Source organism: Domibacillus sp. F004 (assembly GCF_057814295.1).
This window is the reverse complement of record NZ_JBVATB010000007.1, coordinates 91,261-117,482: the sequence shown is the minus strand read 5'-3', so window position 1 is coordinate 117,482 and position 26,222 is coordinate 91,261. Positions and strand designations below refer to the sequence as shown.

The window sequence follows — 26,222 nt, the reverse complement described above, 5'->3', positions numbered from 1 at the left end:
TTTATACGGTCGCCCCTTTCAAGTATTGCTCCTCTTTATCCATAATTTGCTGTATTTTTCTTGCGGAGTTTCCCCCAGGAAACTCAGACTCTAAGTATACTTTTACTACATTTTTAGCGGGCTCAATCCCGATCACTTTTGCACCCATTGTCAAGACTTGTGCATCATTACTTTTTTGGGCACGTTCCGCTGAATATGTGTCATGACATAATGCTGCTCGAATACCCGGTACTTTTCCTGCTGCAATGGCCATGCCAATCCCTGTTCCGCAAACTAAAATGGCACGATCCACTTTATTCTGGTTAATATCACTCGCTGCTTGAAACGCAACACCCGGATAATCGATCTCTGTACAAGAATCTTTAGAGCCGTAATCGACAACTTCATGTCCTAGCTCCTCAATGTACGCTTTCAAGCTATCTTTCATATCATAAGCATTATGATCAGAACCTAATCCGATTTTCATTATATATCGTCCTTTCACTATTTTCTTCTTTTAAGTTTCTTTATTATATTTTTTCATTTTATTATCAAAAAGTCAATATTTACTTTCTTTTATTTTTGTTTATTTTCGTTTATTGAATTTAATTAAAAAAATTGAGAACATCTTTTAAAAAAGACGTTCTCATTATTTTTTAATGAGCAGTACGAGCCGTTGCTGAAACGTTGCCTGCTGCTTCATCCTTTGGTAAGGTAACAAATCTCATAATTAATGCACTGATTAAGTATAGACCTGAATAAATCCAAAGAATACCTACTGTGCCTACACTGCCGATAAATAAACCAACAATTGCTGGACCAACAAACGTGCTTAATCCTGCACCCAGATTTAAAACAGACATCGCGGCTCCCCGATTTTCAGGAGCAAGGGATGGAATTAAAGCAGAAAGCGGTACGAAGGCGGCTACACATGCTCCAAAGATTATTGCGGCAATCGTTGTAGCCCAATAGTTTGGTCCCATATATAATGGAATGTAATAAAGGGTCATGATGGTGATAGCACATCCTACACCACCGAACCACATAACTGTATTTCTCCAGCCTAGTTTATCACCAACAATTCCCCAAATAAGGTTAAAAATAACATTACTTGTCCAAAGTGCAGCATAAATTTGCAGCCATTCTGTGCGTGTAAAACCGATTTCGATCATATACGCCGGAAGAAAGACAACAAGCCCGTAAGCACCGGCCGTGTTAATTGTCCGAACAATTCCGCCAAGTCCAACTTTTGGCCGTTCAAATGCGATCGTAATCCCTTTTGAAAGATATTTCATCATTTCTGCTTTTGATTCAAATTTCTTTCGATTACTGCCATCGTCTTTATTTAATACAATCGCAAGGATCGCGCCAAGTGCCACAAAAATCAAGGCACTCCAAAGTGTTTTCATTTCGCCCAAATAAGGCAATACTAAACTTGAATAATACGCACCGAGAACATTCAACCCAGCAGCAAATGAAACCCAGAACCAGCCTACAGCTGTGCCAAGTTTCTCCGCTGGCGCGTAATAAGTAAGCCAAACTAGAAATGCGTATGAAAATAAAGGATACCCTAACCCGCGAAGAGCATACGTGGGAAGCATAATGGCCAAGTTCATCGTTGGAAGGCCGACTAGTAAAAAGATCAGTGTACCAATAACAAATAAAGCAACACCTATCGTCATCGTTTTACGCGGACCTAATACTTCAGCAAGTACTCCTGAAAACCATGCTGAGATCGCCACGGCGAAACCGTATACACTAAAAAGCAAGGCAGATTGTTGAACGGTCAAACCGTTATCAATTAAATAAGAAGATAACCAGCCTTGTTCCAGCCCGTCCCCAATCATAAACAGCATTACGCCAAAATACCCCATGGCCATTTTGGAGTCCATGCCAAGTTTCCCTAAAAACCCCTGGTTTATATTCATAACCTTCTCCCCCTTTATTCATCCCATTTTCAATTAGAACTATAGGTTCCTGTAATAATGTAGGAACCTATAGTAAATTTATCACTTTACAAATTTGGATTAAGCACTACTTTTAAAGACTCTGATCCATTTTTCACAAGCTGGAATCCTTTTGCGAATTCTTCAAGCGGCAATTCATGTGTAACAACACCTTCAGTTGGAAGGTCGCCGTTTGCAATTCCTTTAATGACCGGCTCGTAGCAATATGGCCCAAGATGAGAGCCAAGCACATCAAGTTCTTTACGGTCACTGATAATACTCCAGTCCACTGTAACCGGATCTTTAAACACACTGAATTCAACAAATCGGCCCAGTTTTCGAATCATATTTAATCCTTGTTCCACTGATTTTTGAGCGCCTGTTGCTTCAATGTAAATGTCGCATCCATAGCCACCCGTTAATTCTTTTACAATCGCATCTACATCGTCTTTTGCTGGATTTAACACCATATCAGCACCGAACTTCTTCGCCATTTCAAGGCGATCTTCAAAAAGATCCAGAACGATCAATTTGCCAGGGCCTGATTTTTTAATCGCGCCAATCATACCTAATCCAAGTGTTCCCGCCCCCGCAAGTACAACGACATCATCCAATTGAATTTGCGCACGTTCAACAGCATGGTAAGAGCAAGCATAAGGTTCAATTAAGATGGCTTTTTCAATCGGAAGATCTTCCGGTACTTTATAGTTGATCGCTTCTTTTGTAAACTTCATATATTCAGCCATTGCACCGTTTACGTTATTCTGAAAACCGTATAAGTCATGTTTTTCACACATCCAGTATTGGCCCCGATTACAGAAACGGCATTCCCAGCAAGGAACGATTTGTTCTGAAATAATGCGATCACCAATTTTAAAATCACCTTTTACATTTTCACCGAGTGCAACGACATGTCCAATAAATTCATGACCTGGAATCATTGGTGCTTTAATGTAAGCAGGCTGTTTTTCATCTCCCCAGAAGCTTGGTGCTCCATCAAACGCTTTCAAATCTCCTGCGCAAATGCCGCATGCTTCCACTTTAACGAGAATTTCACCTTCTCCAATTTGAGGCACAGGCACTTCTTCAAGACGATAGTCTCCTGGTGAATAGGCTACAACTGCTTTCATTGTTGTCGGAATATTTTTTACATCGTTTTGTTCAACGGCTGTTGCATGATTTTTACACATTCCACTTCTCTCCTTAGTAAATAATATTGCCCTAAGCGTCATTCTTACACGGATAAGATACCGCTTACAATTGCTTTAAAGCTTGTCTACTTTTAATTCTTTATCCTTTTCCCTCAACTATCACGTAAACCTTTGGATCTTATTGCTTGTTATTGATTTTTCCTGTTGTTTACGTTTTCATTATATTATTTTTATTATTGAATAGTCAATATTTTTTATTATTTTTATTAATTATATTTTCGTTTGCTTTTATTTTTAATTGTTTTACATTATTCTGTTGAAATGTTGTACTATAATATAAAATAAGATGTTTTACGTACAATCTTATTTTTTAATTACGATGTTTTTCTGCAATTATAAATTTCTTTTTCCCTTTAATTGCTTCAATTTACAATCGTTTTTTTGCAAGCGGGTTCATTTTGAACAATAAACTAATATGCAGGTGATATAAAAATGAGAAAAATGTTCGCGCCGGAAAGGCGAAAAACCATTATGGAAAAACTAAATGAGCGGCATCGGGTTACAATTAAAGAACTATCAAAAGAAATTCAAGTGTCTGAAGCCACACTGCGTACTGATTTAACGAAAATGGAAGAAGAGGGCCTTCTAAAAAGAACACATGGAGGAGCCATCTTAAATGAACAGCAGGATACTGAAACAAGCTTTTCCATCAGGGAAAACAAAAACCGGGTTGAAAAATCGGCTATCGCTAAAAAGGCGGTTGAGCTACTTTCAAACGGCCAATGTATTATGCTTGATGCCAGTTCAACCGCTCTTGAATTAGCTCGTGTTTTAAAGGACACACCAATCCGGTTGACTGTCGTTACAAGCGGGATTAATACTGCACTGGAACTACATCAACACCCTGATATTACGGTTATTTTGTTAGGCGGCATTTTAAAAAGAGGCTCTTATTCACTAGAAGGAAGTCTCGGTGTCAATATTTTAAGCCAAATTCACATCGATATTATGTTCACCTCAGCAAACGGTTTTTCACTCGAATCCGGTTTAACCGACTTCAATGTATATGAAGTGGAATTAAAAAAGGCTATGGTCAATGCTTCTAAAAAGGTGGTAGCATTGCTTGATCACACAAAAATGAATAAACATTCTATCGCTTCTTTCGCCTCAACAGATCTTATTGATTTAATTATTACAGATGCTCAATTACCAGATGGCTATGCGGCAAACCTGGATGAACATCAAGTGGACGTCCTCATTGTTTCCCCTACTCCAACATAAAAAGCAGCTGGAAAAAGAGCTGGCTGCTTTTCACTCTGCCAAATTATAGAACAGCCAGCCTCATTATTAAGATCCATTTTCACTTCTTCTCAAATTATAGCCGAAATTTTTTTTCGATTACTCCTATTCACTATTGAACGCTCATTGGAAATTAAATAAAAAACCCGCCTGAAAAGCCGGGTTTTTCCTGCTTTTCAGACGGTTCTTTTTTATATTATTATCTTGCTCCAACCAACTCACGTTGCTCAAGATGCAATGGCGGCACAACAAGCCAGCCTTTTTCTTTGTTCAATTGTAAAAACTCATTCCCAAGTTTTACTTTCGCTGCATGGCATTGTGCAAACATTGCTCCAATATCTTCACGAATACACTGAGCCATTGCCATGCTCGCAGCCGTTAACCCGATCCCTATGTCCCGGGAAATACTTGCCGCAATTTCTGGGTCTTGGAAGCGAGCACCTGCGGGAATATCGTCAATATGAGCCTTTGGACGTTCAGGCGGTGCAGGAGGCAGACCAACCCCACTTTCTTTCAGGACTTGATCAAAAGCCGTTACTTCCCCTTGTTCAACTATAATCGCTTCTTCAATCAGCTTTTTTAACTCTTTGTCACCTGCATGATTTAACAATGTGCTGTAGCCAGCTATCATGCTTTTCGCTGAAAGAGATGCTGCCCATATAGCCGATACTTCTCCATAATGCAAAGGTTCATCTTTTGGATTACCACTTAATATGCCCACCTGGATCCCTCCGTCAGAAATGGATTTGTGCTTCTGCACGTCAGTAGTATATCCGCAGCGGACAAAATTATCGGGTTTCCATACATTACATTTTAATAAACAGGGGTAACTAATCTGCCGCCCGTCACACCTGCTACGACGTTCTTGGCCCCAAGTTTAGCCATGCTCATTCTTGTCTCCGCTGTTGCTGATCCAATGTGCGGCAATGTAACAACGTTTTGCATTTTTAGCAATGGATTGTCACGATCTGTAGGTTCTTTTTCAAATACATCAAGTCCCGCTGCCAAAATTTCGTTTGATTGGAGTGCCTCAATTAACGCTGCTTCATCCACTACCTTTCCACGGGCGGCGTTTATGAACACAGCTGTTTTTTTCATTTTTTCAAATTCCTTTTTGCCGATCATTTTCTCCGTTTCCTTCGTAAGCGGTGTCATAATACAGACGAAATCGGACTGTTCAAGCAGTTTATCCATTGTACAGTATGTGGCATTATATGTAATTTCCGCTTCTTCATTACGTGAGCGGTTATGGTATAAAATATTCATGTCAAAACCAAAATAAGCTCGTTTCGCAAGTACGGAACCGATCCCTCCCATACCGATAATACCAAGCGTTTTGTGATGGACATCGACACCAAATTGCTGCTGCGAAAAACCATGTTCAGACCACCCGCCTGTTTTGACAAATTGATCGAGTTCTGTAATCCGCCGTGCCGCTGACAACATAAGTGCCACAATGGTATCAGCTACTGTGTCGTTTAGCACATCGGGTGTGTTTGTTGCCATAATACTGCGTTCTTTCAATAAAGGAATGTCGAGATTATCATAGCCGACAGACGTATTACAAATAATTTTTAATTTTGGCAATTGATCAAGCAAAGCTGCATCAAACTTCAAACCTGATCCAAGAACGCCATCCGCTTCTTTCAGCGCCTCAAAAAATGCGGGAAACTCCTTTTTGTAATCCGGGAAATATTGTACCTCACAAGATTCTCGGATAAAGTCAAGCACCTGCTCACTCATTCGTTTATAGACGACTACTTTCTGTTTCACATTCTTCACCCTTTTTGTTTCATTTTTCTTATTGTATCATGTTTGTTCAAGCTTAATCCCTACTCCATTTTGGAACAGAAATGCACATTCCCTGTTTAGACTGATGGTACAAGCTGTTCTTTCAAGGTTTTTGCACTCCTTATCCATATAGACGTACTAACAGAAGTTTGCTACGATTATGTTGATTTCGACTGTTTAGAAAGCAGGGATTAGATGATTGTCTATACGTATACCGCACTTATCATTTTATATATGTTGTCTGTTTTTATCGATGTTGATGCTCTTGATTATGCAGTTGGTGTGATCGCATTCAGTGCAATCCTTCTCGCATCTACACGTTCAAAAGGACTTTATTTTTATTCAGGACTGCTTTTTTTATTGACCGGCACTGGGTTATTTCTATTTCAAGATCTTCCATGGCATACATTTTTCTTGTATTTTGATTCCATGCTGGGCGTTATGTCTTTGTTTCTCGTCCTGCCTTTTTTAAATTCGATTATTCATGTCGGGCATTACGATACAAATTTGAATTTGCTTCTCCGTCATAACACAGATCGGTTTGATCAGCTTTATAAACGCAGTTTTCTCGTCTCGCATGTACTCGGATTGTTTTTAAATATTGCGATGATCGCGGTATTGAAAAATTCCCTTCATCATACGTTAAAGCAGCTGCCTAGAGAGAAAGCCCATGCCTTTTTATCACAAAATTTATTGCGCAGCTATGCCCTATGCTTGTCCTGGAGTCCGATGGAAGTGTTAGTCAGCGCCTCACTTGATATGACTGGCCATGCATATTACGAAGTTCTTTTGCCCCTAATGATGATTGTATTCCTTTTTGCGATGATTGATTATACTCTTTCTTTTTATAAATATCGCCCTTTCGGCTTACATATCGCAGATGCCCTGCAGCCATCATCCGCAAAAGTACGCAAAAAAATACTCGAAATGGCTTTCATGCTTTTCATTTTTATTTTATTAACATCCTTGTTCCAACATTATTTTCAAAAAGGATACTTACTTTCTGTTGTTGTCGTTATTATCCCCGTTTCGATTACATGGGCCCTTTTCATTAAAAAGCAAAAGCGCTATTTCAAAGTGACGATCCCACACTGGAAAGAGCGGGCAAGTGGATTGTCAAATTATTTCTTTATGTTTTTAAGCGCTGGATTGTTCGTAAATATGCTGTCTTCGTCCGGAGCCTTATCGTTTTTACAGACAGCTTTTAGCAGTGTATCAGACCGGATATTAATTTTTTATTTTACGATTGGATTATATTTTTTCGTAACTTCATTAATCGGTTTCCACCCCCTCGTATCAATTACCTTACTTGGGGAATTATTGCGCCCTATTTTGCCTGCTGTCTCATCGATTCCATTGACGATTGTATTAATCACATGCAGCTTAGCCACTGTTATGTATAGTCCATTTAACTTATCGGTCTCGATCTTATCGGATCTGCTGCGAATTAATCCGATTAAAATTATGCGCTGGAATCTCCCATTTGCGCTTTTGTATATCATCAGCAGTATTTTTATTGCTTACGGCATTGGGTTATTTTTGTGAAATTCGAAATAATATTTACGGCGTGTCCTTGCTGTACTATACTTAAATGTAATTCATTTAGAGGAAAGAGTGTTTACATTGAACAATGTGCGCATGTCTGTCAGACAAAAAAGCATCGTGCTAATCGGTTTTATGGGGGTTGGCAAAACGACGATCGGCGAGCTCGTTGCAAAAAAGCTATATCGCAGTTTCATTGATGTCGATCAAGAAATTGAAAAAGATTTCGACATGACGATTCCAGAAATTTTTGCGCAGCGCGGTGAAGCGTTCTTTCGTGATTATGAAAAGAAAAAAACGTGTGCGCTCACTGAACAAAAATTAAAAGTCATTTCGATCGGCGGCGGGGCCTTCCTGCAGCCGGAAATTCGCGAATCCTGTTTAACGAACTGTATCGTGTTTTATTTAGACGTAACATGGGACGAATGGAAAGAACGTTTGAGCATTTTAATCGATAATCGCCCTGTTTTACAAAGCCGGAACATTGAGGAGATTAAAGAATTATTTTATAAACGGCAAGATGCCTATTCCATTAACCATTCAAAGTTGACAGTTAATCAGCGTTCTGCAGAAGAAGTAGCTGATTTCATCGTTGATTCATTGAAGCTTGCATGGGATATGTACGAGCCGAATTGACGTCTTCGTAAACAAGGCCAATAAAAAAATCCCCCATTTTAGTCATGGCGGGATTTTTTTTATTCATTTAAACCGTTTTCTCTGACACATATCCTTCTTTTGCCGCCCCCATGCCAACCATAAATAAACAGACAGATGCCCCGATGAGTAATAAAATCGGCAGTGTCCAGCCATTCATAAAATCGTGCATAGCACCGAATAGGGCAGGTCCCGATGCTGCGAGTAAATAGCCAGCAGATTGTGCCATTCCTGACAGATCTGCTGCTTCAAATGAATTTCGTGTACGCAAACTAAAAAACATCATTGCTAGGCTAAATGCAAATCCGCCCCCGGTGCCAATCATGATGACCCATAAAAGAACGAATTCTGTCAAGCCCAGTAAAATGCCGCATAAGCCAACAGTCATTAACAAAGCAGTAATCACCACAAGCGGCCGCTGATTGCTCATCTTCGCTGCAATAATGGGCACGATAAATGTGACTGGCAGCTGTGCAAACTGAATCATTGACAGCATCCATCCTGAAGCGCCAGCACTCATACCCTGTTCTTGCAAAATTTCTGGAAGCCAGGCGACGAGCGAATAAAATAAAAGCGACTGAATGCCCATAAACGCAGTAATTTTCCACGCGAGTGATGAAGTCAAAAGCGATGTTTTTTTATATGTACTTTTTTCTGTTTTAATTGGATGACGAATGTATTTCATCTGTGATAGCCAGACAGTAATGGCAATGCCCGCTGGGATAAGCCAGAACCCGACTGCTGCCCGCCAGCCAAGATCACTCGATGCCGCAATCGGAATGCTGAAACCGGAAGCGAGTGCGCCTGTCAAGTTCATCGACATCGCATAAAATCCTGTCACTAAACCAATTTGATGAGCAAAATTTCTTTTTACAAATGCCGGCATTAGTACATTGCAAAGGGCAATGGCAATGCCGATAAGTAAAGTGCCGATAAATAGTGTTGTCACACTGCCAATCGGCCGTAAGGCAAGCCCTGCAGTTAAAACAAGCAGGGCACCAAACAAGACAACTTCCATGCCAAATTTACGCGCCATGTTTGAGGCGAACGGTGATAAGACCGCAAAAGCAAGCAATGGAACTGTCGTCAGAGCGCCTGTTACCGTGCTCGAAATACCAAGATTGTCCCGAATCATTGCTGTAAGCGGTCCAATCGATGTAATAGGTGAACGCATATTTAATGCAAGTAAAATAATGCTGAATAGTAAAAGCAGCTGCCCTGCTTTTGATCGTTCTCTTTCCTCTTTTATCAATGCCTGCATACTCATCTATCTTCCTCCGAATAAACCATGTTTTTCAGGCGATCGATATCCTCGCTGACAATGGCAGCGGCTTTTTTTGGCTGCCGCTCTATAATAGCTTGAACAAGCGCTTCATGGGCACCCGGATCGGCTTCCGTATGTAAATTCATGTCTGTTAAATCATGGACAGAAGCATGAAGAGAATCTGCCAGACTCCTATATAAGTCAATTAAAATTCGGTTATGCGATGCTGCAATAATTGCGTGATGAAGCGCAATATCCGCTTCCGCAAACGAGTGCAGATCCGCTGCTTCTTTACACGCCTTAAGACATCTTTGAATATGCGCAGCTTCGTCTTCTATATGCCGTTCCGCGGCAAGCCACGCTGCTTCACGCTCAAGTGCGTGACGAACTTCCAACGTTTCAAGAAGCGTGGATGTCTCCAGACGTTTATGAAAGGAAGCGCCAAGAACCGCTCTGGCTCTCACATATGTTCCGCTGCCTTGCTTTGTCTGCAAAAGTCCTGCATGAACATGGGCCCGAATGGCCTCGCGGAGCGTATTACGGCTTACACCAAACTGCTCCATCAGCTCCATTTCTGGGGGAATACGTGTACCGACAGACCACGTTTTTGATTCAATCAATGCCTCGATTTGAAGCACGACCTGCTCAACAAGCGACGACCGTTTTGCTTTGATTATATCCACTTTACGTTCTCCTTTTAAATTTGTAGGATGATTGGTCGATTTGATTTTATCATGCATCGTGGAAAAGATACATAGCCTAACTCCATTCCTATGGTAATTAATCCGTTCTGAAACAATAAAATCCCGCCATTAAATGGCGGGATTGCTTTAATAAAGGCTTTTTCTTTTTTTAACAAAATGAACAATAAACGTACCGACGAAGGCCACCGCTAAAATGATAAAAAATAGTGTATGACTTACTTCAATATGGAACACACTAAGCATCATTTTTGCTGCGATAATACCAATCAATACGTATGCAGTTGTTTCAAGCTCCGGTATTTTATCAATTAATTTAATAAATACGCCAGCTACTGTCCTCATCATAAGGACACCCAGCATGCCGCCTAGCAGCAAGACCCAGATTTCCTGACTGACGCCGAATGCCGCAAGTACACTGTCCACTGAAAAGGCAATATCCATCAATTCAACCGCTGCAACCGTTCCCCAAAATGGACCGAAAAGCCGAATTAAAAATCCTGTTTTATTCATTTCTTTCGGCTCATTTTCCACTCCTGAAGATCGAAAATGATTAAATGAAAGCCAAGCTAGATAAAGCGCACCTACTATTTTCACCCACCAGAGCTGAATGAGAATGACCCCAAGCCCAATGGCAATAAACCGGAATATATAAGCACCGAGAAGGCCATAAAACAACGCTTTTTTCCGCTTATCTTCTGGCAGATGACGCACCATTACTGCGAGCACAAGCGCATTATCCGCTGACAGCAATCCCTCCAGAACAATGAGCGTGCCAATCAGTCCCCAACTCACGGGATCTGTCAACACCTGCACCCACATTTCCCAGTCAAAAAATGCAGCATACGTACGGATAATACTATTGATTGCTTCCACTATTAAAGCCTTCTTTCACTCATTTTCCACTCAAAAATGTTACACAAACTCCTTCAGGAACGTTTACTTCTGAATTTGCAGGCGTTAATCGGCCTGTTTCTGTATTTCGTTTAAACAACACAACATTGTGTGTCTTTTCATGTGCCACTGCCAGGAACTGTTCCGTTGGGTCAAGGTCAAAGTCCCTCGGCCAATCGCCTTTCGTCGAAACAATTTCTATCAACGTAACATCTCGGCCGTCATTGATCACTTCAAATACCGCAATGCTATTATGGCCCCGGTTGCCTGCGTAGAGGAATCTGCCATCTTTTGAAATACGAATGGCACTGCCCTGGCTGTTTTCGGTAAAACTAGACGGAATTGTTTTATGAGAAGCGAGGCTTTCAAATGTTCCATCATTTTTATTAAATGCCAAAACAACCACTTCATTGCTAAGTTCTGTCATCACATAAGCAACTTTTCCTGATGGATGAAAAACAAGATGACGCGGACCCGCCCCTGGTTCTGTATTAAACACCGCTTTTTTCAACAGATCTTCACCGGCAATTTCGTATGTAATCACTTCATCTGTTCCCAAGTCGATCGCCACCACGAACCGTTCATCCGGTGTCAATGCGAAAAAGTGCGTATGTGCTTTTTCCTGGCGATCTATATTAGGACCTGTCCCAGTATGTGTTGCCACATCGAGCAAATCAATCAGTTTTCCCGATTCTGCATCAACACTGTACATTTCCGCCGTTCCTGTATGATATTGTGCCGTAAATGCACGTGTACCGCTTTTATTCACGGTTACATGGCAAGGGACCCCTTCACTCTCAAGCACGTCATTCAACTTTTCAAGCTGTCCATCTATAATTTTAAATGATGCAAGGCCACCGCCTTTTCCGCCTTTTTCGACCGCATATAAAAATTGTTCATTCTCGCTAATCGTCACGTACGTCGAGTTGTTTACTTCTGCTGCAACGGCCGCAGAAAGCAGCTCGCCTTTATCCGTATCAAGCTGAAAAGAATAAACACCTTTCCCTTCTTCTTTCGTATAGGTCCCTATAAATCCTGTATATACCGTCATCCTAGTGCCTCCTGTATTATCTATATTCCTCTCTATCATTATATACGACAATTAGTGTGAGATATAGTAAAAAGAAAAGCATACCCTTCTATTTATTAGAATATTTTTTATTTTCAATAAAAAATTCACAGAAAAAAAGCCACCACGTAAGGGACGGCTTTTTTATATTAAATGCTAGCTTTTTGATTTTCCAAATTTTCATCCAGTATTTGATTTCATATCGTTTTTGCTTTGTTATTGGCGCTTATACGGTAAGTTTCCCCGCTAATTGTCCTTCTTTTTGTTTGACGAGCGGGATGACTTTTTCTCCGAATGCTTGCAGGTCTTCATCATAGTGTAAGAATCCTGTTAAAACGATGTCGACACCGATTTTTTTCAATTCGATAATACGGTCAGCGACTTGCTCAGCAGTTCCGATTAAACCTGTTTTGAAGCCATCATTGTATTGAACCAAGTTTTCAAAGGAGGAGTTTGCCCACATCCCTTTTCCTTCAGGTGAAGATGCGCCTGCAGCTTTGACTGCACTTCCAAAGCCTTCAACCGCTTCTTTATTTGCGTTAGCTACGATATCTCGCAGCACTTGTTTCGCTTCTTCTTCTGTATCGCGAACGATGACAAACCCATTGACGCCAAATTGAATATTTTCACCGCCATTTTCTTTTCGTAATGCTTTTACTTCTTCAATTTGCTCTTTAATATTTTCCAGCGTATTACCGTTCATGAAATATACATCGGATACGCGTCCAGCCATTTCTTTTGCCGCTCTTGAGTTTCCACCTTGAAAGATTTTTGGCGGATTAATTGGTTTTGGTTTGAGCGGTGCTTCATTGAGACGATAGAAGTCTCCTTTAAATGTTGTTGCTTCTTTTGTCCATAATTCACGAAGGACTTCGATAAATTCTTCAGAACGGCGATAGCGTTCATCATGGTCAAGCCAAGGTTCACCGTAGCCATTAAATTCTCCTTTAAACCAACCACTCACAATATTTACCGAAGCGCGCCCGTTACTAATTTGATCAATTGTTGAGATCATTTTAGCGACTACACCGGGATGCCATAAACCAGGCAGTACAGCAGTAATGATGTTCAATTTCTTTGTTGTAGCAGCAAGAGCAGAAGCAAGTGAAGCAGCTTCTAATTGATTTTCTGCTCCGTAGCTTGCAAAGAAACGGGTTTGTAACAGCACATAATCAAAGCCGACTTTTTCCGCAATTTGTGCATAGCGTTTATTATCTTCAAATGACCAGCCGGTTTTTTGCGGTAGGTCTGTGATCACTAGACCTCCACTTACGTTTGGAGCCCAAAAGGCAAATTGTAAACTCACGAATGTTCCTCCTCTTTATTAATATAAAAGAGACCCCTGTTAGTTTCCTCAGATAAGGAAATGACAAGAGCCTCTGGTTGACCAGTTAGCTAGTTGTTTTGAATCTTATTGATGTTATATTACAGTCACTTCATCGTGCAACTTTAATTATCTATGTGCAACGTTTAAATCGTATACACTTCATCTTCTTGAATTTGCAGAAACTCACGTAATTTGACCACAAGCCCTCCATTTCCGAAACGAAGAAATTTATGATCTTCTTGTTTCATTCCGGACGCTTTTGCATATTCAAGAAACGCCAGCAAGTATATGCGCCGGGATAATATATTCACGATCCCGTATTCATAAAACCAGTCATCAATTGTATGAAAGACGCCTTTATTCAATCCGTACTGTTCACGGCACCAGTTGTAAAAGCGCACATTGGGCAAATTAAGATACTCGCTGTGTTTGATGGTTGCTGCCTTTTTGGGCACTGATGTGATGAAAGGCTTCGTTTGCATATTGCACATCCTCCTTAATTTGACGCGTTAAAAATTCAAATGAAGGAAACCTCCGTTCGTCTCTTATTTTAAATACAAATTCGCAGTCAATTACTTTTCCGTACAAGTCTCCTGTGTATTCAAGCAGGTGAACTTCGATCATCCGTTTAAATTCAGAGCCAAATGTCGGCTTTACGCCAATATTCATGACTCCCGCATGAATCTGATCATTTACACGGACATATACGCCATACACACCATTTTCAAGTTCGCCTGGCGATTGAGCAAGATTTGCAGTCGGAAATCCAAGCTTTCTGCCCGCCTTCATACCATGAACCACTTCGCCTCTAATCACTTGCTCGTTATGAAGAAACTGAATGACCTGTTCATTTTCCATCTTTTATCCTCCTGTTTCATGATTAAAATAAAAGAGGCTCCCCACCCAAAGCGAATCACGCTTTGGGTGGGGAGCCTCTAGTTGTCCAGTCGGCTTTTATACTAATACGCTTATTATATGCCAATTAATCCTATTAGTCAAGTTGGTTTTAAATTATATATATATTTTATTCCGTATTAACAGGCAGTAAGACCTTCACTTTATCAATTACTCTCGATTTTTCCAAAAAGCAGCCTACTCTTTCATGATTGTAATTGATTCATCCTTTACTCCTTGCCTAATGACTATTTTCTTTCCTTCTGATCAATTTCACTCATAAATTATTTGGTTTTCCACAACATTATGTAAAAAGCGCTGCAAATGTGCCTGAAGGATGCTTGCTTCTTTTAACTTTTTCGTTTCCGCTAAAAATGATGCTTTATCTCCCTCATCAAGGGCTTTATCAATTTGATAGTTCAGATAAATTATTTGTAACTCTAAATCAAACAGAGACGTCATTCGTCCTTCAATGAAATATTTGTCCAAGTCTTCAAGTGCTATATAAAAATGTTGATGATGATTAATAATGATCATAAAATACCATCCATACTCCAGCATGTTTTTACGTTCATTTGTTATTTCAATAACATCTGCTTTATTAAGAATAATATAATCTGTATGTTCTCCGTCTGGACAAAAGCAGTCGATTTGATGTCCAAATGGTTTAGCTACAATGAAATATCGATGCATTCTCTTCTCTCCTTTGCTTCCATAAGGTATTTCTTTTAGACTCTTCTTGTTCTTTCGCTGAAAATGATTATCATTATCTAATATGATTTTAAATGATAATTATTCTCAATGTCAAGGGAGGCAATCTCTATTTGTCAAAATAGCGAAAGAGTGTCCTTCCACATTTCAAGTAATAGAAGATGAATTTTTAAAAAATAAAAAAACTGCTCTCCATTCGAGGCAGCTTCAAGAATAAAAGGCCATACCAATCAGCCCTGCCATAACAATAACATACGCCGGATGTGCGTTTCTTTTGATCAATAAAAATAGCGATATTGCAAAAATAGCAAGCAAACTTAATGTATGAAGTGAAAATGCAGCAACTAACCCAGTAGAAAGAGAAAATTTAATGGCAGCAAACACGATTAATCCGATCACAACCGGACGCAATCCGTAAAACGCAGACTGCACGATACGGTTATGATTTAATTTATAAAAAAAGAGAGCGACGAGTAAGACGAGCAGAAGCGACGGCAGCACCATTGCAAGTGCTGAAACAGCCGCACCGGCAATGCCCGCCATTTGGTAGCCAATAAAAATTGCCGTGTTTGTTGCAATTGGGCCAGGTGACATACCGGCAATCGCAATAATATCAGTAAATTTTTGTGTGCTCATCCATCCATATTTCACGACTTCTGTTTCAATAACAGGAACAATGGCATATCCACCGCCAAACGAGACGAGTCCGGTCATAAAAAAAGTCTTAAACAACAGCCATATCATTAAATATCCGCTCCCATAAAGTAGTCTATGTTTTGTTCGTGATCGTCGACTTTCGTTTCCATGCCAAGCTTGTCTTTTAAACCTATTAATAAAATACCAGCGACAGCACCTAGCGCGATCATCATAACCGGATGAACATGTAAAAATAGCAGCAATAAAACAGATGATGCAGCAACAACAAATGTCGTTTTATCAACGACAGCACCTTTTCTCATCTTATAAGCAGCAAAAACGATCATCGCAACAACAGCTGGGCGAATGCCTTCAAACGCCGCTTCCACTTTCGGATGATCTTGAAAGTACAAATAGAAAATACTTAAACACACAACGATTGCAAATGTGGGAATGATTACGCCAATCGTCGCCGCAAGGGCACCTGCAACACCGGCAATCCGGTAACCGATAAACGTAGCTGAATTGATCGCAATGGCTCCAGGAATCGAACCGGCAAGTGCAAATAAATCCGTCACTTCTTCCTTCTTAAGCCACTCTTTTTTCTCGACTGCTTCACGTTCTATAACTGGAATCATCGCATAGCCGCCGCCGAATGTGATCGGTGCAATTTTAAAAAAAGTAAGGAAAATATCGAAAAGGAATGCCCATTTTTTTTTCATAAAATCACCTCATTCTTGTCAATTCTCTTATCATTTTAGCACCTTTGCCTTTTAAATCCCTGGTTTTTTCTATTATTAAGAGGATGAGAAAAAAGTAATGGGTATATAATATAAACGTGAACCGATATTCCCATTTGCAAGGATTTTATCAGGTGTTATTTTTTTGAAAAAATAACTAAAACGACTATTACCTTCCTTTTTATGTATTAAAATAATGATTAAATACCTATTTTTTTCAGATGATTCTCATAATTTTATTATTTTTAAAATTTAAATTGACTTTTTATAAAAATGAAATTACGATTAAATAGTCAATCAGAATGATTACTTACTTCTCTAATTTGGAAAGGAATGCTAGTAATGTCAAATAACATCTATGGTAATACACCTTGTTTTCTTGGAGCAAAAAATATATCTAAAGATAAAAATATGAACGATGTAGACGCAGTCATCTATGGTGTGCCTTGGGAAGGTGCTGTTACATGGGGCGATTATACTGGCTGTGAATTAGGTCCTAAAGTAATGCGACTTTGTTCAGCACGCTACAGTGGTTACTTACCTGAACTTGATCATATCGATGTGCTGGAACATGTGAAACTCGGCGACGCTGGAGATGTCGATGTTGTACCTGCAGATGTTGACGAAACGATGCGCCGCATTGAAGAATTTGCTGGAAAATTATTTGAAAGCGGTAAATTTATTATCGGTTTAGGCGGCGATCACGGTGTAACATTCCCAATTGCAAAAGCATTAACAAACCAAGGAAAAAAAGTGGGCATCATTCATTTAGATGCGCATTATGATAACCTCCCTTCTCACAATGGAGACCAATATGCACGTTGCAGCCCATTTGCAAGACTTTATGAATTAGATGCCGTACCAAATGGCAACATTATTCATACAGGTATTCACGGTCCAAGAAACACGCCAGAAAGCGGACGTAATGCAAAAGAAGCGGGTGCTGTGACAATTACAATCAATGACATCCGTGCTCAAAAAGATTTAAAAGCTTACGCAAGAGAAATTCACCAAATGGCAAGTAAAGAAGTAGACTGTGTGTACTTAAGCATTTGTAGTGATGTGCTTGATTTCGCTTTTAATCCAGGCGGTCCAGTTGATGGAAACGGCCTTACTTCGCATGAACTATTAACGCTCGTTCATGAAATTTGTAAACTCGGCGTTGCAGGCATGGACTTTGTAGAAGTTTATCCGCAACAAGATCCAACTCAACTGTCAGCTCACTTTGCTACAATGATTATTTTATACGCTTTAGCTGGTGAAATTTTGAATAAAAATCAAAAAAATAATTAATTAAAGAAAAGCACAGGTGCATGGCGATGGAACTTCACCGTTTAGACGTCGAAAATGAATTAACTCTTTTTTTAGATGAAAAAATTGCTTATTTAAAAGAAAATTTGTCTGGTGAATGTGCAAATTATATACCTGAACTAAAGGTAGTAAACCCAGATTATTTAGCTTTTTCACTTATGCTTCCCAATGGAAAAATCCATTTAAACGGAGATCATCACATTCCCTTTACATTACAGAGCATCTCAAAAGTCATTACGTTCATGGCAGCCTGTTTGTATAATGGAACATCGAATGTTCTCGAGTGGGTAGATGTAGAACCCACTGGTGACCCCTTTAATTCTTTGCTGCGTTTTGAGCTAAATGAGAATAAGAAACCTTTCAATCCAATGATTAATGCTGGCGCACTCACAGTCGCTTCTTTGCTTCCCGGGCTTACCCCTATGGACAAAATTCAAGGAGTGACACGCCTTCTTTCTTCTTTATTGGATAAAGATGTCACCATTAATAAAAAAGTCTTTGAATCCGAGTGGGAAACAGCATATCGGAACCGAGCGCTAGCCAATTTCCTTATGGAAAACAATCTGCTTGCTTCTAGTGTAGAAGATACGCTGTTCACCTACATCAACCTTTGTTCCATTGAAATAAGAGTCGAAGATTTAGCTAAAATTGGTCTCATTTTATCTTTGGATGGATTCGATCCTGTCCGAAGAATCCAGCTAATCCCTGCTCCTATCACTCGATTAACGAAAGTATTAATGTTTACGTGTGGAATGTATAATTCTTCTGGGAAATTCGCTGCTTTTGTTGGAATTCCTGCGAAAAGCGGTGTTTCAGGTGGTATACTTGCAGTTGTTCCTCCTTCTTTGCGCAGTCACCCGCTTTTCTCAGATGGCTGTGGTATTGGCATCTATGGCCCCGCCATTGATACACACGGAAATAGCATAAAAGGAATACGCCTGCTTGAAGATTTTCTTCAACTGTACGATGTCAAAATATTTTAATTTAATTTGGTGATAAGATGAGCTTATTGAACGAAGAAAACACAAAGATATTGCATAGTTACATTCCTATTGCTGATATGATTGTAGCCACATTCGGCAGCAACTGTGAAGTTGTCATCCATGATGTAAGAAATGTCCAATCTTCCCTCATTTATATTAAAGGAACTGTGACAGGCAGAGAGATTGGTGCACCAACAACTGAAGTCATCTTAAAAGAACTTCGGCGTTACGGTGACGATGTGGAAGACATGCTCGGATTTACAGCGCGGACACGCGATGGGAAATTTTTAAAAACATCTACTTCCTTTATTCGAAGTTATGATGGAAAAGTAATCGGTTTTCTTGGAATTAACTTTGATGTGACCGCTTTCGCTATGGTCAATCAAATTATTAGTGAATTTTCCGTTACACATGACCTTGATCAGATCGATCGAACGATGAATGAATCATACGCAAAGAATATCGAAGAAGTATTTGAAAATTTAATTGAAAATACTCTTGCTGATATTCATGTGCCGATCGATAAAATGTCCAGAGAAGATAAAATCTACTTTGTAAATCAACTCGATGAAAAAGGCGCATTTCTCATTCAAGGATCAGTGGATCGAATTACGGAAGTACTCGGTGTTTCCAAACAAACGATATACAATTATTTAGAGGAATCTCGAACAGAGACGTGACCATTGCGCCTCTGTTCTTCATAACGCATTATATTTTCACAATTTTTTTATACTAGATAAAGGGGTCAGAAAAAATGGATAACCAATCAAACACAAAAATAGAAAACGCTTCCAGGCCAAGGTCATTAAAAGACAAGTTAAAAATTATTGGGCCTGGCGCCATTATTACCGCTTCGTTTATTGGACCAGGAACGGTCACAACCGCAACAAGAGCCGGTGCATCTTACGGCTACGCAATTTTATGGGCCGTTGTCTTTTCCATTATTGCAACGATTATTTTGCAGGAAATGTCGGCTCGTCTTGGAATCATTACACAGCAAAGTCTTGGGGATGCTATTCGGGAGCAATTCACTAAGCCAATCTTAAAATTCGGCTCGATGTGGTTCGTTATCATTGCTATTATGGTTGGCTGTTCTGCTTACATAGCGGGTGATTTAATCGGTACGTCACTCGGTCTTACAACGCTAACGGGTATTCCCGAAAATGTTCTTGGTCCAATCGTCGGGGTCATCATTTTAATACTTGGTTTAAGTGGCAGTTATAAATTGATTGAAAAAGTAATGATTGTACTCGTCGTCATTATGAGTCTTACGTTCATTACCACAATGGTTGTAGCACAGCCTGATCTTGGCGAAATATTTAAAGGTGCATTCGTTCCTGCTATTCCTGATGGATCCATTCTTACTATTATTGCACTTATTGGAACAACCGTTGTACCCTATAATTTGTTTATTCATTCCTCAACAGTACAAAGTAGATGGAATCAGCCGCATCATTTAAAAGAGTCGCGCTGGGATATTATTATTTCAATTGGTCTTGGCGGTTTAATTACGGCAGCCATTTTAATTACATCCGCTACGTTAATGAGAGGTGTCGAAGTCGAAAACGTGGCAGCAATGTCCATCCAATTAGAACCTCTTTTAGGCAGCTGGGCTAAAGTCTTTATGAGTATCGGACTGTTTGCGGCGGGTCTCTCTTCTGCCATTGCCTCTCCACTTGGTGCAGCCATTACCATTAGCAGTGTGTTAAAGTGGGAAAATGGCATGAAAGACAAACGTTACAAAATGGTGTTCGTGGCAGTTATGATCATCGGGATCGTTTCATCTGCAATCGATCTTCAGCCGATGGACGTTCTTCTTTTCGCTCAAGCTTTAAACGGTGTTTTATTGCCATTTATCTCTATTTTCCTCTTAATTGTTATGAACAATAAGAAACGGCTTGGCAATTATACAAACTCAGTGAAAGCAAATATTGCGGGTGTAATCGTTGCACTGATCTGTACTTTCCTTGGTATTTATAGCCTTGTTGATGCGATCAATGCCTTTATGGGTGCATAACAATAGAAAAAAAGAGCGTGCGGAAATGAATCCGCACGCTCTTTTTTATGTGGTGAGGCGCAGCACTGTTTCATATAAAATCGAAGCCCCTACACCGCAGTCTTCCTCTGAGCTCCATTCAGATGGATTGTGACTGATTCCATTTTTAGAACGCACAAATACCATGCCAATTGGACAAAAATCATTAAACTGCATGCCATCATGACCAGCTCCACTCGGCAAAGATAATGGCTTAATTCCTAGTTTTCTGCATGCATCTTCCATCACAGCACGAATCTCTTTTGAACAAGGAGCCGGTGCTACTCGTTGCAATTCTTCTATTTTTATGCTCATTTCTCTATCCGCACATAATGACTGTGCGTAAGATGTAACGGCTTCTTCTATCTCATCGCGGTCACGTTCTTCAATATCACGCAAATCAATTGTAAAGGTAGTCTCTCCGGGAATCACATTGACGCCTCCTGGTTTGACGGAAATTTGGCCGACTGTTGCTACAGCATTTGCATATTTTTTCGTTGTTTCTTCAATAAATTGAATGATTTGAAGGGATGTCATAAGAGAATCTTTCCGCTGATTCATCGGTGTTGCACCAGCATGGCCTGCTTCCCCCTCAATCGTCCACCTTGTCCATAAAGGACCGGCAATGCCTGTTACGACACCGGCCGGCTGTCCCGCCCGTTCGAGCACTTTTCCTTGCTCAATGTGCAGCTCTACATAGGCTTTGACTGTTTCTGAAGACCTGGCAGCTTCAGCTATCCGATCCGGATATAAACCCGTCTTTTGCATGGCTGCAGCAATCGTGATGCCGTCTTTATCCGATTGATTTAACTGATCTGTATGAAGCGTTCCAGCAAGCGCCCGGCTTCCGATCATGCCTAAACCGAAACGGCTTCCTTCTTCATCGGTAAAGGCGATGACTTCAACCGGATGAACCGTTTCAACAGCCGCTTCATTCATCGCCTGTACAACTTCAATTCCAGCCAGCACACCAAGAGGACCATCAAATAGTCCCCCTTCTGGAACAGAATCAATGTGTGAACCGATTAAAACGGCCGGTGCTGTAGGATCTGAACCTTCCTTCCGGCCAATAACATTTCCAGCCGCGTCTTCACAAACAGTCATTCCTGCTTCTTTCATATACGTCATCACAAGATCTTTCGCCTGACGTTCTTCTTTCGTAAAGGAAAAGCGGGTAACACCGCCGCTTGCCTGTTTTCCGAACTGGCTCAGCTCATGAAGACGACTCCATAAACGCGCTTGATTAATGGCCATTTCACTCGTCTTCTTTCATTTGAAAACGGAAGTGACATGTTCCTTCTTTCAGCACGTATTGATCATGCACAACTTCAAAATTCGGATTATATCCTTTTGCAATGGACGGATCAATCATTTGGCAATACAAAATTCCATATTCGCCCATACCATCTTTCTTCCATTGATCCCCGAAGGCACATTTCGTAAACGTTTGTTCAATTTCGGTTGGATGAAAAAGGGTCTCATATTCAAACAGGTCACTTCGTCCCATGTCGTAATTTGATAAATAATTATCCATTGTATTCGGCTTGCCTACAGCCGCTGCACGACGGGCAATGTCGCGTCCGCGCTCTTCACCAAATGTCGCGACACCTTTCCTCATCGCTTCCTGTCCCTCTTCACCATACTTGTCCACTATACACTTTGCCACATGTGCAAATAGTTTGGCCATCATCGCGTACATTGAATGCGCTTTTTGCCCCACTTCTTTTTGTGCTTTTTCATATGCATGAAATACTTCTTCCACCTTTTTATCATCCAGCAGTTGATCAAAATGAAAAAGCACGTCTTCACTGACTTCTTCTTCCTGGTTACTCATCTGTTTCTTTAACGTAAGAATTTGTTCATCCGCTACATGCTTTACCCCTGTTTCCATTAAAACCTTTCCTTCATCGCCAAAACGCTCTGTCACTGACGTCAAAACGTGTGCAAATAACTTTGCGGTAATCGTGTACATTGAAATCGGATTAAGACTGTCTGTTCCTTTTTCTACACTGTTTTCCATAGCAATCCCTCTTTCTCTTTTTGATTAACTGCTTTTAGCGCTTGCTCTAAATCAAACAAAATGTCATTCGTGCTTTCGAGACCCGCTGACAGGCGAATGAGCCCATCTGTAATTCCCGCGGCAGCCCGATCTTTCTCAGTCATTGAAAAATGGGTCATCGTCGCAGGGTGCTGCACGAGCGTTTCCGGATCACCAAGACTAAATGAAATCATCGCAAGCTTTAGTGCATCCATAAACCCTTTTGCTGTTTTTAGTCCGCCCTTTAATTCAAATGAAACAATACCGCCCATTGCCTGCATTTGTTTTTGTGCCAATTCGTACTGAGGGTGACAATCAAGACCCGGGTAATAAACAGCCTCAACAAGGGGATGTACCGATAAATATTCAGCAATTTGATATGCGTTGCTGCAATGACGCTCCATGCGAAGACCTAGTGTTTTTAATCCTCGTAAAATTAAAAAGGCATCCCATGCGTTTAATACTTGGCCGAGATCGCCCATAATCGTTTGCCGCATAAATTGAATATGCTCCGTTCGGCCCACAATGAAACCAGCAAGCACATCACCGTGACCATTTAAATATTTTGTTGCACTGTGAACGACAACATCTGCACCTAAATCGAGCGGTGTTTGTAAATAAGGAGACATAAATGTACTATCAACGATCAGCGGCAGTCTGTACCGCTTTGTTATTTTGGCAATGGCTTCAATGTCCAGCACGGTTAGCAGTGGATTAGACGGTGTTTCGATGTACACTGCTTTCGTATTGTCTCTTATCGCGCCTATAATATTAACTGGATTGGTGCAATCCGCATAACTGAATGTAATCCCAAAACGAGACGCCAAACTTGTTAAAAATTTATGTGTACCGCCATATACATCTTTCGTCACAATCACATGATCACCGCATTTTAAAAAAGCAAGCAATGCAGTGGAAATGGCCGCCATACCTGAACTGACACCAAGCGCCGCTTCTCCGTTTTCTAAAATGGCCATTTTTTCTTCAAGAGCAGATAACGTTTCATTTCCGTATCTGCCATAATAAATACCTTCCTGTTTCCCCGAAACAACATCCATTGCAGTCTGACAGTCCGCAAACGAATAGGCCACTGCCGGAACAATTGCCTGTACAACCGCACCCTCTTGTTTTTGCCCGCCTTGCCGGTGGATCAATGCTGTATCCATTCCCCAATGCTTATTCACGATGTATCCTCCTTCCGTTTCCTTGATTATCTTTATTATAAAATGTATTCTTTATATAAATCAAATGAATATTTATAATAGGATAATTGAATAAAACTAATACGTGGAGGAAGATTTTATGACCATTGCAAAATTTGAAGTTTTTCGAGCTGTTGTTGATTTAGGAAGCCTTTCAAAAGCTGCAGAATCACTTGATTTAACTCAATCCGCTGTCAGTCATGCCATTGCCGGATTGGAAGCTGATTTTGGCTTTACGTTGCTGACTAGAAGCCGGACAGGTGTATCCTTGACTGAAAATGGCGGGCGGATGCTGCTGTATGTGCGGGAAATATTGAAATGGAATGAACAAATGGTGCAAGAAGCAGCCACTATTCACGGTATTGAAAAAGGAGTAATCCGCATTGGTACCTTCCCGAGCGTTTCCATTCAATGGATTCCGCAAGTTATTAAGCGCTTTAGTGAACAATTTCCACTTATCAAAATTAAATTATTTGAAGGGGACTATGATGAAATCAGTCAATGGCTTTCAGATAGAACGATTGATTTTGGCTTTTTATCGTTACCCGCTGCCAAATCATTTGATGTAATTCCGCTTAAAAAAGACAAGCTGCTCTGTCTTGTGCCAAATACGCACCCTTTTTACAAATCGACATCTCTTTCACTTCATCAACTAAAAAACGAGCCATTTATTATGCCAAAATCAAGTATTGATAACGATGTAAGAAGAATTCTTACGGCTCATAAGATAAAGCCTAATGTTCTTTATGAAACATCCGAAGATCAAGCCATTATCTCAATGGTTCAAAATCAAATTGGGATCAGCATTCTTCCAGAAATGATTTTATATCGGCTTCCTCAAAATGTGAAAGCGATTGAATTGAATGGGGATTTTCACCGTACTATTGGTGTTGCTGCCCCTTCTTTTAAAAACATGTCTCCTGCATCAAAAAAGTGGATAAAAGTACTGGAAGAATGGCTTTTGCTGTAAACACGAAAAAGACGATTTCAAAAAATTTGTTTTGAAATCGTCTTTTTCATTCCAGCTTTATTTTAGTTGAAGGGCAGTAAACTCTCCCTAATATGTGTTTTACTTTGTGATACGTATCGGTATTTCTCATGTAACAAGTCTGAATCTTTCTCTATATCAAGCCGGTTTTTCATCATGAAGCGCTTTCATTTTCTGCAAATAAAAATTTTCTTGCTCGAGCCGCTTGCCCGCAATAAATTCATTACGTGTTATTTCTTTTATAGATGTCACTCCATTATGTTTTACACCTGGCATATTTGCTGCCTGATCCATAACAAGAACCGGTGTATAAAATGATTGTGTGACAAGGTAGCGAGCCACGCTTACTTCATTTCTCTTTCCTACATGGCCATACCGTAAAACCACCTTCCAATATTTCCATCCCATATCCATCCCTCCGCTTTTTTCATTCTTATGTTACCTATACCCGTTTTAACACAAAAAAACTAAATTCATTGTTATGAATTTAGTGTCTTTAATCCATCATTTGAATAATGAACAAAAAATAAAAGACCGATCATGCCGGTCTTTCATTTTTGATTGATCGCTGTTTTGTCAATCACTGATTTGTCAATCGAATTGTTGACTGTGTACCATTTATCATCTGCACTATAACCATTTGTCTGTCCGGCCATTTGATCACGAGAGAAATAATAAAGCGGATAGCCTTTATACGTCGTTTGCTTTTCACCTGTGTCAGGACGGGTAATCACACCGAAATCGGATTCACTGAAGCCTTCCGGGATTTTACTTGATCCAATATAAAAAGGCGGCCATTCCTCAAGACAATGATTTTTGCATGCTGACGCATCCTTCTTATCGTTCATATAATAATACAATGTCATTCCTGCTGAATCAGCCAAATACTGACCCGTCTCTTCTTTTTTCATGACCTTTAATGGGGTAGCCGGATTTTGAGCCGCTTCCTCCGGTTCATTCATTGGCGCTGACATGTTTTCTGGCGTTTCATCTGGCTGACACCCTCCAAGCAACAGAAATAACAAAACATATGCTAATTTTTTTCGCAAAAATACCGTCCCCCTTTT

28 protein-coding genes are annotated in these 26,222 nt (G+C 40.2%); 8 read left to right on the top strand and 20 right to left on the bottom strand.

Going from position 1 to position 26,222, the window contains the following annotated elements; all coding sequences use genetic code 11:
- Position 1: 1 nt before the first annotated feature.
- From rpiB to ACZYRN_RS16090, 3 genes are all read right to left on the bottom strand, one after another.
- Entirely contained in the window at positions 2–466 is a 465-nt protein-coding gene (gene rpiB / locus ACZYRN_RS16100; RefSeq protein WP_488912646.1) for a ribose 5-phosphate isomerase B, read from the bottom strand.
- 169 nt (positions 467–635) lie between these two features.
- Entirely contained in the window at positions 636–1,907 is a 1,272-nt protein-coding gene (locus ACZYRN_RS16095) for an MFS transporter (protein WP_488912645.1), read from the bottom strand.
- Between the two features lie 86 nt (positions 1,908–1,993).
- Entirely contained in the window at positions 1,994–3,115 is a 1,122-nt protein-coding gene (locus tag ACZYRN_RS16090; protein WP_488912644.1) for an MDR/zinc-dependent alcohol dehydrogenase-like family protein, read from the bottom strand.
- A gap of 453 nt (positions 3,116–3,568) precedes the next feature.
- Between ACZYRN_RS16090 and ACZYRN_RS16085 the strand changes: the two genes are divergently transcribed.
- Complete coding sequence (locus ACZYRN_RS16085; RefSeq protein ID WP_488912643.1) at positions 3,569–4,357, top strand: DeoR/GlpR family DNA-binding transcription regulator; 789 nt, start codon at positions 3,569–3,571, stop codon at positions 4,355–4,357.
- A 217-nt stretch (positions 4,358–4,574) separates the two neighbouring features.
- Here the strand turns inward: ACZYRN_RS16085 and ACZYRN_RS16080 are convergent, their stop codons facing one another.
- The gene (locus tag ACZYRN_RS16080; protein WP_488912642.1) at positions 4,575–5,096 is read right to left on the bottom strand and encodes a DUF3231 family protein; all 522 of its coding nucleotides are present in this window, start codon (positions 5,094–5,096) and stop codon (positions 4,575–4,577) included.
- 92 nt (positions 5,097–5,188) lie between these two features.
- Positions 5,189–6,148, bottom strand: coding sequence for a 2-hydroxyacid dehydrogenase (locus ACZYRN_RS16075; RefSeq protein WP_488912641.1), 960 nt, complete (start codon positions 6,146–6,148; stop codon positions 5,189–5,191).
- A 213-nt stretch (positions 6,149–6,361) separates the two neighbouring features.
- Between ACZYRN_RS16075 and ACZYRN_RS16070 the strand changes: the two genes are divergently transcribed.
- On the top strand, positions 6,362–7,711 hold the full coding sequence (locus tag ACZYRN_RS16070) for a hypothetical protein (RefSeq protein WP_488912640.1): 1,350 nt from the start codon (positions 6,362–6,364) through the stop codon (positions 7,709–7,711).
- A gap of 93 nt (positions 7,712–7,804) precedes the next feature.
- Positions 7,805–8,344 (top strand): shikimate kinase, encoded by a 540-nt coding sequence (locus ACZYRN_RS16065; RefSeq protein WP_488912720.1) that lies wholly within the window; start codon positions 7,805–7,807, stop codon positions 8,342–8,344.
- A gap of 67 nt (positions 8,345–8,411) precedes the next feature.
- On the opposite strand, the gene ACZYRN_RS16060 is transcribed toward ACZYRN_RS16065, so the two are convergent.
- The 10 genes from ACZYRN_RS16060 to ACZYRN_RS16015 form a co-directional block, all read right to left on the bottom strand.
- A complete protein-coding gene (locus ACZYRN_RS16060; RefSeq protein ID WP_488912639.1) occupies positions 8,412–9,629 on the bottom strand; it encodes a CynX/NimT family MFS transporter in 1,218 nt (405 codons plus the stop codon).
- The gene (locus tag ACZYRN_RS16055; protein ID WP_488912638.1) at positions 9,626–10,309 is read right to left on the bottom strand and encodes a FadR/GntR family transcriptional regulator; all 684 of its coding nucleotides are present in this window, start codon (positions 10,307–10,309) and stop codon (positions 9,626–9,628) included. Before ACZYRN_RS16055 ends, ACZYRN_RS16060 begins: the two co-directional genes overlap by 4 nt.
- 147 nt (positions 10,310–10,456) lie before the next feature.
- Positions 10,457–11,149 (bottom strand): TerC family protein, encoded by a 693-nt coding sequence (locus tag ACZYRN_RS16050; protein WP_488912719.1) that lies wholly within the window; start codon positions 11,147–11,149, stop codon positions 10,457–10,459.
- A gap of 73 nt (positions 11,150–11,222) precedes the next feature.
- Positions 11,223–12,272 (bottom strand): lactonase family protein, encoded by a 1,050-nt coding sequence (locus ACZYRN_RS16045; protein WP_488912637.1) that lies wholly within the window; start codon positions 12,270–12,272, stop codon positions 11,223–11,225.
- A 244-nt stretch (positions 12,273–12,516) separates the two neighbouring features.
- Complete coding sequence (gene sfnG / locus ACZYRN_RS16040; RefSeq protein ID WP_488912636.1) at positions 12,517–13,596, bottom strand: dimethylsulfone monooxygenase SfnG; 1,080 nt, start codon at positions 13,594–13,596, stop codon at positions 12,517–12,519.
- Positions 13,597–13,760: 164 nt separating this feature from the next.
- Positions 13,761–14,018 (bottom strand): hypothetical protein, encoded by a 258-nt coding sequence (locus ACZYRN_RS16035; protein ID WP_488912718.1) that lies wholly within the window; start codon positions 14,016–14,018, stop codon positions 13,761–13,763.
- A 10-nt stretch (positions 14,019–14,028) separates the two neighbouring features.
- On the bottom strand, positions 14,029–14,475 hold the full coding sequence (locus ACZYRN_RS16030; protein ID WP_488912635.1) for a riboflavin kinase: 447 nt from the start codon (positions 14,473–14,475) through the stop codon (positions 14,029–14,031).
- 309 nt (positions 14,476–14,784) lie between these two features.
- The gene (locus ACZYRN_RS16025; RefSeq protein WP_488912634.1) at positions 14,785–15,204 is read right to left on the bottom strand and encodes a hypothetical protein; all 420 of its coding nucleotides are present in this window, start codon (positions 15,202–15,204) and stop codon (positions 14,785–14,787) included.
- 225 nt (positions 15,205–15,429) lie between these two features.
- Positions 15,430–15,966: a chromate transporter gene (locus ACZYRN_RS16020; RefSeq protein WP_488912633.1), complete on the bottom strand. Its 537-nt coding sequence runs from the start codon at positions 15,964–15,966 to the stop codon at positions 15,430–15,432.
- On the bottom strand, positions 15,966–16,580 hold the full coding sequence (locus ACZYRN_RS16015; protein WP_488912632.1) for a chromate transporter: 615 nt from the start codon (positions 16,578–16,580) through the stop codon (positions 15,966–15,968). The genes ACZYRN_RS16020 and ACZYRN_RS16015 overlap by 1 nt, the downstream gene beginning before the upstream one ends.
- Before the next feature lie 360 nt (positions 16,581–16,940).
- Between ACZYRN_RS16015 and ACZYRN_RS16010 the strand changes: the two genes are divergently transcribed.
- The 4 genes from ACZYRN_RS16010 (at position 16,941) to ACZYRN_RS15995 (ending at position 20,909) form a co-directional block, all read left to right on the top strand.
- Positions 16,941–17,891, top strand: a complete 951-nt coding sequence (locus ACZYRN_RS16010; protein WP_488912631.1) for an agmatinase family protein — start codon at positions 16,941–16,943, stop codon at positions 17,889–17,891.
- Between the two features lie 26 nt (positions 17,892–17,917).
- Positions 17,918–18,892, top strand: a complete 975-nt coding sequence (glsA, locus tag ACZYRN_RS16005; protein WP_488912630.1) for a glutaminase A — start codon at positions 17,918–17,920, stop codon at positions 18,890–18,892.
- A 17-nt stretch (positions 18,893–18,909) separates the two neighbouring features.
- A complete protein-coding gene (locus ACZYRN_RS16000) occupies positions 18,910–19,572 on the top strand; it encodes a helix-turn-helix transcriptional regulator (protein WP_488912629.1) in 663 nt (220 codons plus the stop codon).
- 74 nt (positions 19,573–19,646) lie between these two features.
- A complete protein-coding gene (locus ACZYRN_RS15995) occupies positions 19,647–20,909 on the top strand; it encodes an Nramp family divalent metal transporter (RefSeq protein WP_488912628.1) in 1,263 nt (420 codons plus the stop codon).
- 45 nt (positions 20,910–20,954) lie between these two features.
- On the opposite strand, the gene ACZYRN_RS15990 is transcribed toward ACZYRN_RS15995, so the two are convergent.
- Genes ACZYRN_RS15990 through ACZYRN_RS15980 form a run of 3 tightly spaced genes read right to left on the bottom strand, consistent with a single transcriptional unit; the run spans position 20,955 to position 24,152 of the window.
- Positions 20,955–22,181, bottom strand: coding sequence for a Zn-dependent hydrolase (locus ACZYRN_RS15990; RefSeq protein ID WP_488912627.1), 1,227 nt, complete (start codon positions 22,179–22,181; stop codon positions 20,955–20,957).
- 1 nt (position 22,182) lies between these two features.
- The gene (locus tag ACZYRN_RS15985; RefSeq protein WP_488912626.1) at positions 22,183–22,947 is read right to left on the bottom strand and encodes an L-2-amino-thiazoline-4-carboxylic acid hydrolase; all 765 of its coding nucleotides are present in this window, start codon (positions 22,945–22,947) and stop codon (positions 22,183–22,185) included.
- Complete coding sequence (locus ACZYRN_RS15980) at positions 22,932–24,152, bottom strand: trans-sulfuration enzyme family protein (protein WP_488912717.1); 1,221 nt, start codon at positions 24,150–24,152, stop codon at positions 22,932–22,934. The genes ACZYRN_RS15985 and ACZYRN_RS15980 overlap by 16 nt, the downstream gene beginning before the upstream one ends.
- Before the next feature lie 115 nt (positions 24,153–24,267).
- Between ACZYRN_RS15980 and ACZYRN_RS15975 the strand changes: the two genes are divergently transcribed.
- The gene (locus ACZYRN_RS15975; RefSeq protein WP_488912625.1) at positions 24,268–25,137 is read left to right on the top strand and encodes a LysR family transcriptional regulator; all 870 of its coding nucleotides are present in this window, start codon (positions 24,268–24,270) and stop codon (positions 25,135–25,137) included.
- Between the two features lie 156 nt (positions 25,138–25,293).
- Here ACZYRN_RS15975 and ACZYRN_RS15970 read toward each other — a convergent pair whose 3' ends face one another.
- Together ACZYRN_RS15970 and ACZYRN_RS15965 are read right to left on the bottom strand one after the other, a co-directional pair.
- On the bottom strand, positions 25,294–25,563 hold the full coding sequence (locus ACZYRN_RS15970) for a hypothetical protein (protein ID WP_488912624.1): 270 nt from the start codon (positions 25,561–25,563) through the stop codon (positions 25,294–25,296).
- 143 nt (positions 25,564–25,706) lie between these two features.
- The gene (locus ACZYRN_RS15965; protein WP_488912623.1) at positions 25,707–26,204 is read right to left on the bottom strand and encodes a COG4315 family predicted lipoprotein; all 498 of its coding nucleotides are present in this window, start codon (positions 26,202–26,204) and stop codon (positions 25,707–25,709) included.
- Positions 26,205–26,222 lie beyond the last annotated feature (18 nt).